The 13736-nt window shown below is 71.0% G+C and carries 10 protein-coding genes and 1 pseudogene; 5 read left to right on the top strand and 6 right to left on the bottom strand.

Features of this window, described 5'->3' with window-relative positions:
• Positions 1 to 573 (bottom strand): annotated as a pseudogene (locus CEP50_RS15330) (hypothetical protein); the annotation flags it as partial.
• A gap of 204 nt (positions 574 to 777) precedes the next feature.
• Here CEP50_RS15330 and CEP50_RS15325 point away from each other — a divergent pair.
• The 3 genes from CEP50_RS15325 to CEP50_RS15315 all read left to right on the top strand — a co-directional run bounded on the left by CEP50_RS15325 (position 778) and on the right by CEP50_RS15315 (position 3574).
• Positions 778 to 1536, top strand: coding sequence for a deoxyribonuclease IV (locus CEP50_RS15325; protein ID WP_106114637.1), 759 nt, complete (start codon positions 778 to 780; stop codon positions 1534 to 1536).
• Between the two features lie 84 nt (positions 1537 to 1620).
• A complete protein-coding gene (locus CEP50_RS15320; RefSeq protein ID WP_106114636.1) occupies positions 1621 to 3054 on the top strand; it encodes a hypothetical protein in 1434 nt (477 codons plus the stop codon).
• A 52-nt stretch (positions 3055 to 3106) separates the two neighbouring features.
• The gene (locus CEP50_RS15315; protein WP_106114635.1) at positions 3107 to 3574 is read left to right on the top strand and encodes a GNAT family N-acetyltransferase; all 468 of its coding nucleotides are present in this window, start codon (positions 3107 to 3109) and stop codon (positions 3572 to 3574) included.
• A gap of 25 nt (positions 3575 to 3599) precedes the next feature.
• Here the strand turns inward: CEP50_RS15315 and CEP50_RS15310 are convergent, their stop codons facing one another.
• Positions 3600 to 4559 (bottom strand): helix-turn-helix transcriptional regulator, encoded by a 960-nt coding sequence (locus tag CEP50_RS15310; RefSeq protein ID WP_106114634.1) that lies wholly within the window; start codon positions 4557 to 4559, stop codon positions 3600 to 3602.
• A 116-nt stretch (positions 4560 to 4675) separates the two neighbouring features.
• Here CEP50_RS15310 and CEP50_RS15305 point away from each other — a divergent pair, with 116 nt between their 5' ends.
• On the top strand, positions 4676 to 5281 hold the full coding sequence (locus CEP50_RS15305) for a TIGR03086 family metal-binding protein (RefSeq protein WP_106114633.1): 606 nt from the start codon (positions 4676 to 4678) through the stop codon (positions 5279 to 5281).
• A gap of 78 nt (positions 5282 to 5359) precedes the next feature.
• Here the strand turns inward: CEP50_RS15305 and CEP50_RS15300 are convergent, their stop codons facing one another.
• From CEP50_RS15300 to CEP50_RS15280, 4 genes are all read right to left on the bottom strand, one after another.
• Positions 5360 to 7054 carry a glycosyltransferase family 87 protein gene (locus CEP50_RS15300; protein ID WP_106114632.1) on the bottom strand — a complete coding sequence of 565 codons (1695 nt, stop codon included), beginning with the start codon at positions 7052 to 7054 and terminating at the stop codon, positions 5360 to 5362.
• Between the two features lie 181 nt (positions 7055 to 7235).
• On the bottom strand, positions 7236 to 7799 hold the full coding sequence (locus tag CEP50_RS15295; RefSeq protein WP_146134815.1) for a hypothetical protein: 564 nt from the start codon (positions 7797 to 7799) through the stop codon (positions 7236 to 7238).
• Positions 7800 to 8937: 1138 nt separating this feature from the next.
• Positions 8938 to 12456: a transglycosylase domain-containing protein gene (locus CEP50_RS15290; RefSeq protein ID WP_258175291.1), complete on the bottom strand. Its 3519-nt coding sequence runs from the start codon at positions 12454 to 12456 to the stop codon at positions 8938 to 8940.
• 93 nt (positions 12457 to 12549) lie between these two features.
• Positions 12550 to 12960: a DUF5318 family protein gene (locus tag CEP50_RS15280; protein WP_106114629.1), complete on the bottom strand. Its 411-nt coding sequence runs from the start codon at positions 12958 to 12960 to the stop codon at positions 12550 to 12552.
• A gap of 230 nt (positions 12961 to 13190) precedes the next feature.
• Here CEP50_RS15280 and CEP50_RS15275 point away from each other — a divergent pair, with 230 nt between their 5' ends.
• Positions 13191 to 13724 carry a PadR family transcriptional regulator gene (locus tag CEP50_RS15275; protein ID WP_019856377.1) on the top strand — a complete coding sequence of 178 codons (534 nt, stop codon included), beginning with the start codon at positions 13191 to 13193 and terminating at the stop codon, positions 13722 to 13724.
• Positions 13725 to 13736 lie beyond the last annotated feature (12 nt).

The raw sequence follows: 13736 nt of genomic DNA, 5'->3' as shown, positions 1-13736 counted from the left end.
CGTCGACGGTTCCGGCTCGGGCGGGGGCGGCTCGGTGGAGGTGGGGGTTTCGGAGGGCTCCGGCTTCTGCTGGCCCGGCACGGTGACCCCGCCGAGACAGCCCAGCCCGGCCAGGTTGCCCACGTGGAAGTTCATGGCGTCGCCGTTGTCCCCGACCTCGGGGATCGCGGCGATCCTGGGGGCCAGAGCCTCGGCCAGCCGGGAACCGGAGAAGTTCCGGTCCTGCTCGGTCACGGTGCCCAGCTCCACGGGGGCCGACTCCAGGAACTGCTGCCTGATCCGCTCGGCGCGGTCGAACTGGAAGGGGAACACCAGCAGCGCCGCCTGCTTCACCTTCGCGTCGAGCGCGTTCGGGGCCGCCACGATGCGCTGCCCGAAGGAGTCGCTGCTCACGTCCTCCGTGCAGGTCCCGATCACCACCGGGTCGGAGGCGGCGGCCACACCGCCGCCGACGAGCCCGCCCACCGCGAGTACCGCCCCGGCCGTGGACGTGGCCGCCGCGCGCCCCAGCGCCCGGCGGAGGGAACGGTTCGTCGGTGCGGTGACGGGCCCGGAATCGGGTTTCCTGCGCATACACGTACCCCTACAGTCGCGTGTGTCGTCCGAGCGAGGGCGTGGCCCCGCACTCGGTCATCCGGGAAACGGACTCGTTGCCCGGGTCAACGCGTGGGTGTCGTCGCGGTGACGCGAATCGGGCGTTTCGATACCAATCGGTAACTCCTCGGGGCGGGGACGACCGGGCGAGCGGAGCCCATCCTGGTCTCTAGACTCGGAGCCATGCAGATCGGGGCCCATGTGCGTGACGACGACCCGCTGGCGGCGGCGGCCGAACTCGACGCCGAGGTGGTGCAGTTCTTCCTGTCCGACCCGCAGGGGTGGAAGGCCCCCCAGCCGCACCCGCGCGCGGCGGAGCTGAAGGACTCTGGGGTGCGGGTCTTCGTGCACTCGCCGTACGTGATCAACGTGGCCTCGCTGAACAACCGCATCCGCATCCCCTCCCGCAAGGCGGTGCTCCAGCAGGTCGCCGCCGCCGCCGAGGTCGGTGCCGAGGGAGTGGTGGTGCACGGCGGGCACGTCACCAAGAACGACGACCCGGCCGAGGGAGTCGCCAACTGGCGCAAGCTCTTCGAGCGCCAGCATCAGGAGGGCGGCTTCGAGGTGCCGGTGCTGATCGAGAACACCGCCGGTGGGGCCAACGCCATGGCGCGCGGCTTCGACGACCTGGCGCGGCTGTGGGACGCCGTCGGCGAGTTCGGGGCCGGATTCTGCCTGGACACCTGCCACGCGCACGCCGCGGGCGAGGACCTGGTCGGGATCGTGGAGCGGGTGCGGTCGATCACCGGGCGGCTGGACCTGGTGCACCTGAACAACTCCCGCGACGGTTTCGGCTCCCGCAGGGACCGGCACGCCAACATCGGATCCGGCAGCATCGACCCCGAGGTGCTGCGCGAGGTGTGCGCCACGGCGAACGCCCCCGTGGTCCTGGAGACCCCGCCGGAGGGTCAGGCCGAGGACATCGCCTACCTGCGCGGCTAGGAACGGACAGGATCCGGGACGCTTCGGACGAGCACCGCCGCGACCGTCGGGGACGCGCTTCCCGCCGTGGCGACGAGGACGAGGGTGGAGCGTATCGAGAACACGAGGACACCACGGCGGTTCGCCCCGGCGCGTCGTGACCTGCCCCCCTGGGGCCTGGCGGTGCTGTGCCTGCTGGCCGGGCTGGTCATGCTGCTCGGCTACCTCCACAAGGCCCGGTGCACCGGGCTGCCCTTCGGCGAGGACGGCTCCCCGGAGTCCCAGCTGTGGCAGCGCTCCTACGGGGTGGCCTGCTACACGGACCTCCAGCAGCTGTGGGAGACCCGTGACCTCGACGAGCTCGTCCTGCCCTATGTGGACGGCGGCATCACCGACAGCGGGCGGCTCTACGGCGGGGTCGTCGAGTACCCGGTGCTCATCGGGGTGCTGATCTGGCTCGGCACGCTGTTCGTGTCCACCGACGCCGGGTTCCTCGCCGCCTCGGCCCTGCTGCTGGCCCCCTGCGGGCTGCTCACCGCCTGGTGGCTGGGCAGGTTGAGCCGGTGGCGTGCCCTGATCTGGGCGCTGGGACCGCCGCTGGTGCTGTACTCCTTCCACAACTGGGACCTCGCCGCCGCGGCCTGCTCGGTGGCCGCCGTCTACGCGCTGCACCGCCCGCGCGCGGGAACGCTGCGGAGGAGTTCGACGATCGCGGCGGTGCTGCTCGGGATCGGCGCCTCGGTCAAGCTGTACCCGGGGATGTTCGCGCTGCCGCTGGCCCTGTACGTGCTCACCGGCGGCCCCGACGGGGTCCTGCTGCCCGCGCGGGTGCGCCGCTACGACGTGCGCGGCGCGCTGCGGGTGCTCGCCGTGGCCCTCGGCACCGCCGTGCTGGTCAACCTGCCCTTCGCGCTGGCCGGCTTCCGGGGGTGGCTGGCCTCCTTCCGGTTCCAGCTCGACCGCGCGGTCGACGTCAGCACCAACTCGATCTGGTACTGGGGACTGCGTCCGCTCGTGGAACAGGAGCGGTTCGAGTCCCTGGTGAGTGTGCTGTCTCCGGTGCTGGTTCTGCTGTCCTTCGCCGTGGCCTGCCTGCTGGGGATGCGCCGCTGGGCGACGACGGGAACCTTCCCCTGGATCGCGGTGTCGGCGGCGATGCTGTGCGGTTTCCTGCTGTTCCACAAGGTGCACTCGCCGCAGTTCGTGCTCTGGCTGCTGCCGTTCTTCGTGCTGCTGCGCGTGCCGGCCGGGTGGGTGGTGGCCTACCTGCTGGCCGACGCCGCTATGGGGATCGGTTTCTTCCGCTGGATGTACCTGATCAACGCCGAGCAGCCCTACACCATCCACCAGTCGCTGGCCGCCCAGGCCGTGGTCGTCGGGGTGTGGGGGCGCGCGGCGCTGCTGGTCGGGCTGTTCGTGGCCTTCCTCCGCGCCCCCGAGACGCCCCGGCAGACGGACGCTCCCGCCAACGGCTCGTCGCGTGCCCACGACGAGGTCACCGGTGAGCGGGCCGCCCCGGGAATCCGCGGAACCCCCTGAACGGGCGGGTCCTTGGTCGTTCCGACGGAAACGGCCGGGGACAATCGGCGGCATGGTGGACTCCTGGTCCTTTCGTCCCGCCCGGGCCGAGGACACCGCGTGGTTGGCCGAGTTGAAGCTCGCCGCCATGCGGGCGGACCTGCGACGACTGGGCAGGTGGAACCCGGAGCGGGTGCGGCGGCGTTTCCTCGACGAGTTCGTCCCGGCCAACACCCGGATCGTCGTGGTCGACGGCGCGGAGGCGGGGGCGATCGCGGTGCGTCCCGAAGCGGAGGAGCAGTGGATCGAGCACTTCTACCTGCACCCGTGGGCGCGGGGGCGGGGACTCGGTGGCCGGGTGCTGGCGCACGTGCTGGAAACCCACCGTGACCACCGGCCGTTCCGGCTGGTGGTGGTGCGGGGCAGCCCGGCGCGGCGGCTCTACGAGCGCCACGGCTTCGTCCACCAGTACGACCACGACAACGGCGTGGACCAGGTGCTGACCACGGTCCCGTCCCGGCAGCCGCTCGGGCACGGCTGATCCGAGCCCGGGGTGCGGGGCACGGTCAGTCCATCTCGTACAGCGTGGTGAGTTCGCGCGCCGCGCGGGCCATCTCGGCCCTGGCCTCGGTGGGGGTGAGCACCTCCACGTCGCCGCCGAACTGGAGGAGCTGGCGCACCGCCCCGAGCGCGGTGCAGCTCAGCTCCACCTCCACCCACTCCTGCTCGGGGGACGGCGCACGCGGCACGCTCAGGCGCGAGCCCACGATCCGGCGTGCCATGTCCAGCCTGCCCGCCCGCATCCGGGCGCGCACCCGGAGTCGTTCCGGGGGGTGCTGCACCCGGCGACGCAGCGTTTCCCAGACCTCGCCCAGCTCGACGTCCCTGCGGCGCACCGGATGTTCGGTGACCTCCACGGCCCGGATCCGCTCGGCCCGCAGCAGCACCGGCGAGGCGTCGTGGTCGGCGACCAGATACCAGACCCCGGCCTTGGAGACCAGCCCGTACGGGTCCACCGTGTACTCCTGCGGGTGCGGGCGTCCGCTGTGCCGGTAGGAGATCCGCAGCTTCCGCTCGGCGAACACGGCCGCGCGCAGCCTCTCCAGTTCCGGGACCTCCTCGGCCTCGCTCATCCAACGGTCCGGGTCCACCAGCACCCGGCTGCCGGTGTGCTCGGCGGCGGGACGGTGGATTTCGGGAAGGGCGCTGAGTACCTTGCGCAGCGCCGAGTCCAGGGCTTTGCCCAGGCCCAGCTGTCCGTGCGCGTTACCCGTGACGGGGACGAACAGGGCACGCGCCTCGTCGGCGGTCAGGCCGCTGACGTCGGTGCGGAAGCCCGGCAGCATCCGGACACCTCCGCCGCGGCCGCGTTCGGTGTAGACCGGAACCCCGGCCGTGGACAGGGCCTCCACGTCGCGCTGGACGGTGCGCTCCGAGACCTCGAGTCGTTCGGCCAGTTCGGCGATGCGCACGCGCTCGCGCACCCGCAACAGCAGCAGAACGGCCAACATCCGGTCCGCCTTCACGGTTCCGCACCTCCCACGGTTTCCGGGCTCCTCCCCAAGAATGGCGAAGAAACACGACACTCCCTGTCCGGTTTCGGGACGATCATGGTGCCGACCACGGACGAAGGAGGAATCCGATGAGCGGTATCGAGGACCCGCGCCCCCTGCTGCGGCGCGGTACGGACGGGATGTCGACCCTGGTGGAGCGGGTCTCCCCGGAACGGCTCGCCGCCCCCACCCCCTGCACCGAGTTCGACGTGCGCGGGCTGCTGGAGCACGTGCTCACCATGACCCTGTCCTATGTGCACCTGGGGGAGGGGGCGGTGGACTCGGACGACGCCGAAGCCGCTCCCGTGCACGTGGACGACCGGCAGTGGCCCACCGCCTACCGTGAGGCGGCCGAACGGCTGGACAAGGCCTGGGCCGAGGCGGCGTCGCTGGAACGGAGCATGTCCATGCCCTGGGGAGCGGTGGACGGGCGGGGGGCCCTGCTCGGGTGTCTGCTGGACACCGTCACCCACTCCTGGGACCTGGCGCGGGCGCTGGGCACCACCGTGGCCCCGGACGAGGAGCTGGCCGCCACGACGCTGGAGGTGGCCAGGGAGATCATGCCCGCCGAACGCAGGGGTGGGGCGACACCCTTCGCGCCGGTGCGGCCGGTCTCCGAGGACGCGCCGGCCTCCACACGGCTGGCGGCCTGGCTGGGGCGCGATCCGGAGTGGACTCCCGAGCGCAGCGGCTGAGACCTCCGGGGTTCGCTTCCGGTCGGGGGCGGTCCTGTCCCGCTTCGGGGTGGGGCCGCCGTACGGGCCCCACCGGTTTCACCTGGCCTCCCGCGCACGAAGGTGTTCGCGAGCGCCCACGAGAAACGGGGCCGTCGAGCGGAACCCGCGTGGTCGCAGCAGGGCGGGCAGCACGAACCGGTCACGCGCCCCGTCCAGGAAACCCCCGTGCGGGTCGGCGGTCAGGGTGCGCCGCACCCGATCCTCGCCGGGACGCAGGATCTCGCGGACGATGAGCGCGCAGATCAGCACCACCATCGCGTCCCGCACCAGCACCGCGCCGAGGAACCACCCTTCGGGCAGCCCCTTGTTCGCCGTGCCCAGGAAGTAGTACATCCGGGGAGCCCACACGGCCGCGTCGACGAGCATCCAGGTGATCAGCAGCCGCCACCGGGGGATGGCCAGCACGGCCAGCGGCACCAGCCACAGCGAGTACTGCGGGCTCCACACCTTGTTGGTCAGCAGGAACACCGCCACCACCAGGAAGCACAGCTGGGCCAGCCTGGGCCGCACGGGCGCGCTCAGCGCCAGCCACGCGATCAGCAGGCAGCCGGTCATCAGCAGCGCGAAACTGACCGCGTTCAGCACCGAGGGCACCTCGCCGTGCGACAGCGGACCGTCGAAACCGGCCCAGCCGGTGTAGTACATCAGCGCGTTGTACAGCGAGTCCGGATCGGCCGGGCGGGTGCTGTTGAGCCGGAAGAACTCCCACCAGCCCCGGGGGAACAGCACCATGATCGGCAGGTTCACCGCCAGCCAGGCACCGAGGGCCGAGACCAGGCAGCGTGCTCCCTCCGAGACCCGTCCGGTGCGCAGACACAGCACCAGGATCGGGCCGAGCAGCAGCAGCGGGTAGAGCTTGGTGGCGGCGCCGAGTCCGAGCAGCACCCCGGCGGTGCCGGGACGGCGGCGGGCCCAGGCGAGCAGCCCGGTGGTGGCCAGGACGGTGGCCAGGGCGTCGAAATTGGTGAAGGCGTGCACGAACACCAGCGGTGAGGTGGCGGCCAGGGCCGCGTCCCAGACCCGGAAGCGACACAGTCGGGTCAGTGCCCACACGGTGGCCAGCCAGGCGGCGGACAGCCAGAACGCGCTGATCTCGAAGTAGACGACTCCCGGCACCGAGGCGGGCAGCAGGCCGTGCTCGGCCAGGGCCATCCAGCCGTCGGTGATCTCGGCGTTGACCCACTGGAACAGCCCGGTCAGCACCGGGTACTCCATGTAGCGGACCTGTTCCTGCGGGGTGCCCGCGTTCTCCACCCAGAACGTCTTGTAGGGGAAGGCTCCCTCCGGCGCGAGGTCGCCGGACCCGTAGCGGGGGATGATGTCGGTGTAGCACAGTGCCCGGTACTGCCGGTGGTCGCGCCAGTCGATCGACGGCCCCTGCGCGGTGTCGTAGGTCTGGGCGCAGGGGGCCTTGAACAGCCAGCCCGCCGCCAGCGTCAGCACCGCCAGCAGCAGGATCACCCGCAGCGGTGTCCAGAACCACTGGCGGCCCACCTGGGCGTGTCTGCCGAGTCTGCCGCCGAAGGGGGTGCTGAGGTAGGCCGCGACCGGCTCCGTCCAGGTGGGGAACACGCGCTGGGCGGGGCCGAGCGAGACACCGTCCACCGGGGCGGACTCGGCGGTGCTGTCGCCCGCCTCCCGCTCCGCCCGCGAACGCCGCACCTCGGACTCCGTCGTGGACGGATCATGTGTGGCTGACTCGGGTCGTTCCTGCTCGGGCACGGCCCGCATGGTACGGCGGCGCTGGCGGTGCGGTGAGCGCGGCCGCGCTCGCGTGGCGGGGGCTGTGCTTCTCGTCGGCGAGGAGGTCACGCACGACGGCCACCTGCGCGGGGGACGGTCCGTGGCCGGATCCGGTGGGGGACCGCTCGGGTTCGGGAGCGGGGAGGTGCCGCACAGGTGGTTGCTCTCGTCACCGTGCGGCCTCGTTGCCTCCCTGTTCTCCAGCCGGGGTCGGTGTGCCCCGCTTCCGGAACCACACCGCTGTGAGCAGGCAGAGCAGTGCCCCGCTGAGGAAGACGTAGAGCAGTGGCGCCACGTAGCCCGGAACCAGGTCGGAAGTGTTTCCGCTCGTCCACACGCATTCGGCGCTCGGTGGGAACATTCCGTAATCGATTCGCTCGAATCCACCTCCGCGATAACTGTCATAGGGAGCGAACAACAGACACGTCTCCGCCACGTCCAGTCCCGCGAACTGGTTCCACAAACCCCAGGAGTAGTCCAGGAGAGCGAGAAAGAAGAAGAGCCAGAATCCGCACAGCAGGCATGTGGTGATTTTCTCGCGACTTATGCGGGAGAGCAGCACAACCGTGGTGACGAGTATACCCAGTATGGAAATCTGAGGAAGAAGAAAATACAAAAGAATAAGTATCATGTCTTGGTTTGTGTGCCCTCCGTTTTTCGTCCCGTCCGGCTGGCCGAGCAAGACGTGCGAGCTGCGTCCGTCTTTTTGGCTGCCCGGCTGCAACGTGGCCACCCGTGCGAGCCCGAGGCCGGTGTTCGACGAACAACTCGGTGTCCGCCCGTAGCGGAAGCCGTCCTGCGAGGATCTGGAGCTGACCGTGCGCGCCGGCGACCTGTTGGGTGATGCCGGCGGCGGCATCCTGGCGAGTGATGTCGGCCAGCTCGGGTGTGCTCATGCGGGGGTGCCTTCTTTCGGTTCGTGGTGGTGGGTCCAGATTTTGTCGAACGCGGCAAGGTAGCCCTCGGCGAGGCCGTCGTGCAGGGTCAACCCGGTGTCGGGGCGGCCCGTTCCAGAAGTCGTCGTCGAAGGGAGGCCGTGTCACCGGCGGGTCGGGTTCGGCCGAGGGGCGCGACGCGCGGACGAACACCTCCTGGTCCGGTCGGTCGAGCTGTTCCCGCGGGCGCGGTGCCGCCGCCACGAGCGAGTACGCCTGGCCACTGTCCAGTGTGACCCGCACCGGTGTCCTGCACCGGGGGTCGCTCTCGCCGAACCACTCGGCTGTGAGCAGTGAGGGAAGCGGAGCGTAGGCCGGACGCGAGGAGACGTCCAACCCCTGGAGCGGCAACAGGACCTGCACCGACCGCAGGTCCAGGGTGCCCAGCCGTGCCACCGCGTCCCCGGCGCAGCACAGGAACGGCTGCACCGGCATCGGTCGTTCACCGGTCACCGGTTCCATCCCCACCTGGAACCACGCCGCCAGTGGCATCTCGGAGATGGCGAGGGGGTGGTCGTGCCCGGCGTCGTTCATGCTCCACAGTCCGCCTGCGCTCTCGTGGAGCCATCCCATGGCGACCGCTCTGTCGTGGAAAACCACGTACGCGTCCCGGTCGGAGTTCGGGTCCCTCCACGGATGCGGCTCCAGCTCGCCGTACAGCGCCGCGAACAGGGTGCCCGTGTCCCCGCGAGCACCCGGTGCCACCACCGGGCGGGGGCGCTCACTGTCACCGGTCAACCGCTTCCCTCCCGGAACCTCGGCACGCCCCCGTCGGAACCGGTGTCGTGGACCGTGCGGACTCCTCCGAGAGTGGGCGAGCACCTCGGGGGCGCCGACCGACACCACCACCCGCGGGGACAACAGAGAAAAGGGCCGGTGCCCGTCGCGGAAACGTCCGCCGGACACCGGCCCTTCGGTGGGGGTGCCTGCGCGGGGCTAGTACCCCGACTCCGGTTCACGGCCCGCCGGCACGCCCTGCGCGTGAGGTCTCTCCCCCGGCTGGCGTGGTTCCTCGTCGTTCTCCTCACCGGGCTCGCAGTCCGGATCCCAGTACGGGCTGCAGTCGGTGGTCTCCGTGGGTTCGGAGGTGGAGCTCGGCGGCTCGCTGCTCGACGTGGGCGGCTGCGAGCTGGTGGGCGGTTCGCTGCTCGACGTGGGCGGCTCGCTGCTTTCCGGAGTTTCCTCCTCCGAGGGCTCCGGCGCGGGAGGCGGCGGTACGGTGTACTGCCCGATCTTCTCGCTCGGCTCGGGCAGCTTCTCCACCGGCTTGCCCTCCAGGTAGGCGTTCATGAACTTCTGCCAGATGTCGCCGGGAAGGTTGGCCCCGTAGATGTCGGAACCGTTCTTGTCCAGCAGCGCCTCGGGACCGGTTTTCGTCTCGGCGTTCAGGGACACCGCCGTGGAGATCTGCGGGGTGTAACCCACGTACCAGGCCCGCTCGTTGTGCCCGGTGTCGCGCAGCTGGTGCGTCCCGCTCTTGGAGGCCACCGGGCGGTCGCCGTCCAAGGACAGCCCCGAGTAGTCGGCCACGTCGCGCATGGTCTCGGTCACGTTGGCCGCGAGGTCGCGGCTCTTGGACTCGCTGGCGGAGAAGGCCGGTTCGGGATCGTTGCCGAACTCCTCCACCAGCTCCCCGTCGCTGGTGACGACCTTCTGCACGAAGTTCGGTTCGGCCCGCTCCCCGTCGGCCAGGCTGCCGTAGGCGTTGGCCATGTTCGTGGTGGACACCCCGTAGGCACCGAGGGCGATGCCGAGACCGGGTACGCCGCTCTTGGCGGACACCAGCGTCTTGGTCTTCTTCCCGTTCACGGTGCGCTCGCGCGGGATCCCGGCCTCGTGGGCGGCCTCGGCCACGTTCTCCGCCCCGAACTCCTCGGCCATCTTCACGAAGACCGTGTTCACCGACTTCTTGGTGGCCTCGCGCACGCCGCAGCGCTCGGGATCGTCGCACCGTACCCCCGCGGCGTTGGCGTACTCGGTGCCCCGGATCGTCTGCGGGGAGGAGCCGTCGTAGACCTCACCGATGCCGTAGCCCTGCTCCAGCCCGGCCAGGGTGACGAACGGTTTGAACGAGGAACCCGGAGGCTGCGGGTAGTCCGCCCAGTCCCTGCCGACAGCGCCGCCGCCGTAGTAGGCCCGCACCGCTCCGGTCTCGGGATCGACCGCCGACAGCGCGGGGATCAGCTTGTCCGGTTGCCCCTGCATGACCTGCTCCACGGCCCGCACCGCCGCCTGCTGGGCCTGCTGGTCCAGGGTGCTCACCACCTGCAACCCCTGGCTGGTCATGTCGCCCTGGGTGTAACCGTGTGCTTCCAGCTCCTCCAGGATGCGCTGCTTGATGTGCAGCTGCACGGCCGTGGTGGAGCCGGTCCAGTCCATGCGGGGCTCGGTCTCGGGCAGGCTCATCCGCTCCAGCTGCTGCCGGTCGAGCCAGCCGTTGTCGACCATCTCCCCGGTGACGTAGTCCCAGCGCTGCTGGGCCCGTTCCTGGTTCACCCTGGGGTCGTTGTCCCGGGGCAGCTGCACCATCCCGGCGAGCACGGCCGACTCGGCGGGATCGAGCTCGCTGGGTTTCTTGTCGAAGTAGGCGTCGGCGGCGTTGACGATCCCGTAGGCGCCCCTGCCGTAGTAGGCGGTGTTGAGGTAGGCCTTCAGGATCGTGTTCTTGTCGTACTGGTTGGTCAGCTTGAACGCTCGGACGATCTCGGTGAACTTGCGGGTCAGCGAGTGGTCGTCCTTGCCGGTGCTGAGCTTGACGTACTGCTGGGTGATGGTCGAACCACCGCCCTGCCCGCCGGTGAGCTGGTTGTACACCGCCCGGGCGATGCCGCTGACCGAGAAACCCGGGTTGCTGTAGAAGTCCGCGTCCTCGGCCGCCATGGTGGCGTGCAGCATGTCGGGGGAGACCTCGTCGAGGCTGTCGATCAGCACCCGGCTCTCCCCCTCGGAGGGGGAGAACTTGTTCAGCAGTTCCCCGTTCGAGTAGTTGACCACCAGGCTGGTGTTGTAGTTCTCGGCGGTCTCCTGGGGCGAGGCGACGTCGAAGGTGAAGTAGCACCAGGCGAAGGCCGCGGCCGGAGCCACGATCATCAGCGCTGCGGCCACGTAACAGGTGCGGCGGACGCCGCGCCAGACCTTCCTGCGTCCGTGTTTCTTCCGGGCGGCGCTCATCTCGTCATCCGGGTCCTCGGGAGGGGAGAAGTCGTCGAGGTCGAAGTCGTCGTGCTCGTCACGGCCGGGACCACCGTCCCGGGCGCCGGACGAGCGGTGCCCCGCCTCGAACTCGTCCTCGTAGGGGTCGGGTTCGTGTTCCCGCGCGTAGTAGTTGTACCCGCCGTGCTCGGAACGGTGGGTGAGCAGGCCGGGATCCTCCCCCGGATCGGGTGAGGCGGCGGCCACTCGGGTGGACTCGGCCTCCGCCGGTTCCCGGGACACCTCGGTGGGCGGGTCCGCCCGGTTGCTCCCGGCCGCGTTCCCGGAGTCCGCCGCGGAGGCGGCGGCACCCGCCGCGGCGGCTCCGGTGGCCCCAGCACCGGCAGCGCCGGCCGCCGGGGGGCCGGTGATCCTGGTCCGTTCCGCGGAGTTGTCGGGGCCGGGCTCGCCGTTCAACGCGGCGGCCACGTCCCGGCCCCCACCGGTCGCGGGGTGTTGGCGGGTGCGCTCGTCGTCCCCGTGTCCCGGCGGGACCGAGGCGATGTGCTCGGTCGGCCGCTCCCCGGGATCTGCCTGCCCGGGACGGTGGGGCACACGCGCGGTGGGAGGCTGCTGCGCACCCGGCGGCACGGCGGGTGTCGTCGTGGTGGGCGTCTCGTCCGGGGAGGGCGGCGGGGCGCCGTGACCCCCCGTGCCCGCCCGGCCGTGTTCGGGACGCGGCGGCACGGCGGGCTGCCGGACGGTGGCCTCCGGGTCCTCCGCCGAGGGGGCGGTTCCGCCGGTCTGCGGAGTCTCACCGGGCCAGCGCGGGCGGGAGTCCTCCTGCGGCCAGGCGGGCTCACCGGTCGGCTGCCCGGGGCGGGGCGCGCCGGGCGGCGGCGCGGACGGACCGGGCTGGCCACCCGGAGGGGGCTGTGGGGGCCGCTGTGGTGGCCCCGCGCCGGGCGGTGGCCCGGGTAACGGCTGGTTGTCGGCCGGGCCGTGGCCGGGGTGCGGGCCAGGGCCCTGGGCGGTGGGAGGACCGGGTCGACGAGGGTGCTGGCCCTGCGGAGGCTGGCCCTGCGGAGGCTGGCCCTGCGGAGGCTGGGCCGGTGGCGGCGGGGCCTGGGGGTCGCCCTGCTCCGGAGGCCGCTGCTGATCGTTGCCCGAGGCGCCGGGGGGCGTGTTCGCCTGCCCGTTCGGGTTCCTCGGGTCCCGCGCATACGGGGGTCGGGCCGGATGCTGCCCGCGTTCCGGCTCCCGCCCCTCGGAGGGCCGTTCCGGACGGCGGCCCTCGGGGCGGTCCTCACGCTCGTCACTCACGAGTAGTCGTCCTCCGGGACAGGCGTCGACAGACGCCGTTCGATGCGTTCACGTCGACCGGCAGTCGGGGTGCTGCCGGGAGAGGATGCGTGCTCACTCTGCGGCAGTTCTCCGTCCCCGGCCACGGCCGTGTCGGCCCCCGGTCCCCAGGACGTACGACTGCACCAGGTGGTTCCAGTTACATGTACGACAAACCTCGACGACGAACACGTTGAACTCTTCGAACATGGTGGCCATGCGGGCCAGCTCGGCGTTGCTGCGCGCCGAGTTGTCGGCGTGCTTGAGCTCCTCGCCGAAGACCCACGATACGTAGGTCAGCCGTTCCTTGCGGCAGACCGGGCAGACCACGTCGCTGGACTCACCATGGAACCTGGCGGCCTGCAACAGGTACGGGCCCGCGTCACAGACCTCCATCACCCCGACGCGGCCAGCATGGAGCTGCGCGAGCAGCGACCGTCGCCGCAACGCGTAATCCACCACTTGCCGTTGGGTCCGCACGCCCACAGCGTACGTGCCGTGCGCTCGATCTCCATGGGCCGTTCAGGGCACAGCCTCCGACGGAGTGGTGTGGAACACCTCCCTCTGTCCGCGTCGACCCCGTTCCGCGGGCGGGAGCGGTCCGCGGAGTTCCCGGACGGGCCGCACGGTGTGCTGGGTTTCCGTGCCGATATATCGGGGCGATATAATCCGATCGGGGTGTTGCTCGTGGGGCTTCATCCGCAGGAGGGGTGGGGATGCTCGAGTTCGCTGTGCTCGGTCTGCTGCACGAGACGCCGATGCACGGGTACGAGCTGCGCAAGCGGCTCCAGGAGATCCGCGCGTTTTCCTGCGGAACGATCTACCCGACGTTGCGCCGGATGCGGCGTGCCGGGCTGATCGAGGAGGAGCCCGACGAGCAGGGCGCACAGCAGTGGTCGCGACGGGCCCGACGCGTGTACCGGTTGACCGGGGCGGGACGGGACCGTTTCGTGGAGCTGGTCGAGGACTGCGGGCCGCGCGCGTGTCAGGACGAGACGTTCGACGTGCGGCTGGCGTTCTTCGCGCGCACCCCCGCGCCGGTCCGGATGCGGATTCTGGAGAACCGTCGCCGACGCCTCGAACAGCGTCGGGAGGGCCAGCGCGCCATCCTGGCCAGAGCCGACGAGCAGTGCGACCGGTACACGGCGCAGCTGCACCGCCTGGGGCTGGACCACAGCGAGCTGGAGGTTCGCTGGCTCGACGAGCTGATCGCCCACGAGCGGGCCGCGCAGCAGGCCGACTCGAAGTGATCGGGACCCGTC

Origin of the sequence: Actinopolyspora mortivallis (genome assembly GCF_003001495.1) — a bacterium.
Lineage (GTDB): Bacteria > Actinomycetota > Actinomycetes > Mycobacteriales > Pseudonocardiaceae > Actinopolyspora > Actinopolyspora mortivallis_A.
This window is presented reverse-complemented; position numbering and strand designations above follow the sequence as displayed.

What these genes read in the sequence shown, in the direction of transcription:
- CEP50_RS15325 (WP_106114637.1), top strand. Translation starts at nt 778, where the DNA reads ATGCAGATCGGGGCCCATGTGCGTGACGACGACCCGCTGGCGGCGGCG.
- CEP50_RS15315 (WP_106114635.1), top strand. Translation starts at nt 3,107, where the DNA reads ATGGTGGACTCCTGGTCCTTTCGTCCCGCCCGGGCCGAGGACACCGCG.
- CEP50_RS15305 (WP_106114633.1), top strand. Translation starts at nt 4,676, where the DNA reads ATGAGCGGTATCGAGGACCCGCGCCCCCTGCTGCGGCGCGGTACGGAC.
- CEP50_RS15300 (WP_106114632.1), bottom strand. Translation starts at nt 7,054, where the DNA reads ATGCGGGCCGTGCCCGAGCAGGAACGACCCGAGTCAGCCACACATGAT.
- CEP50_RS15275 (WP_019856377.1), top strand. Translation starts at nt 13,191, where the DNA reads ATGCTCGAGTTCGCTGTGCTCGGTCTGCTGCACGAGACGCCGATGCAC.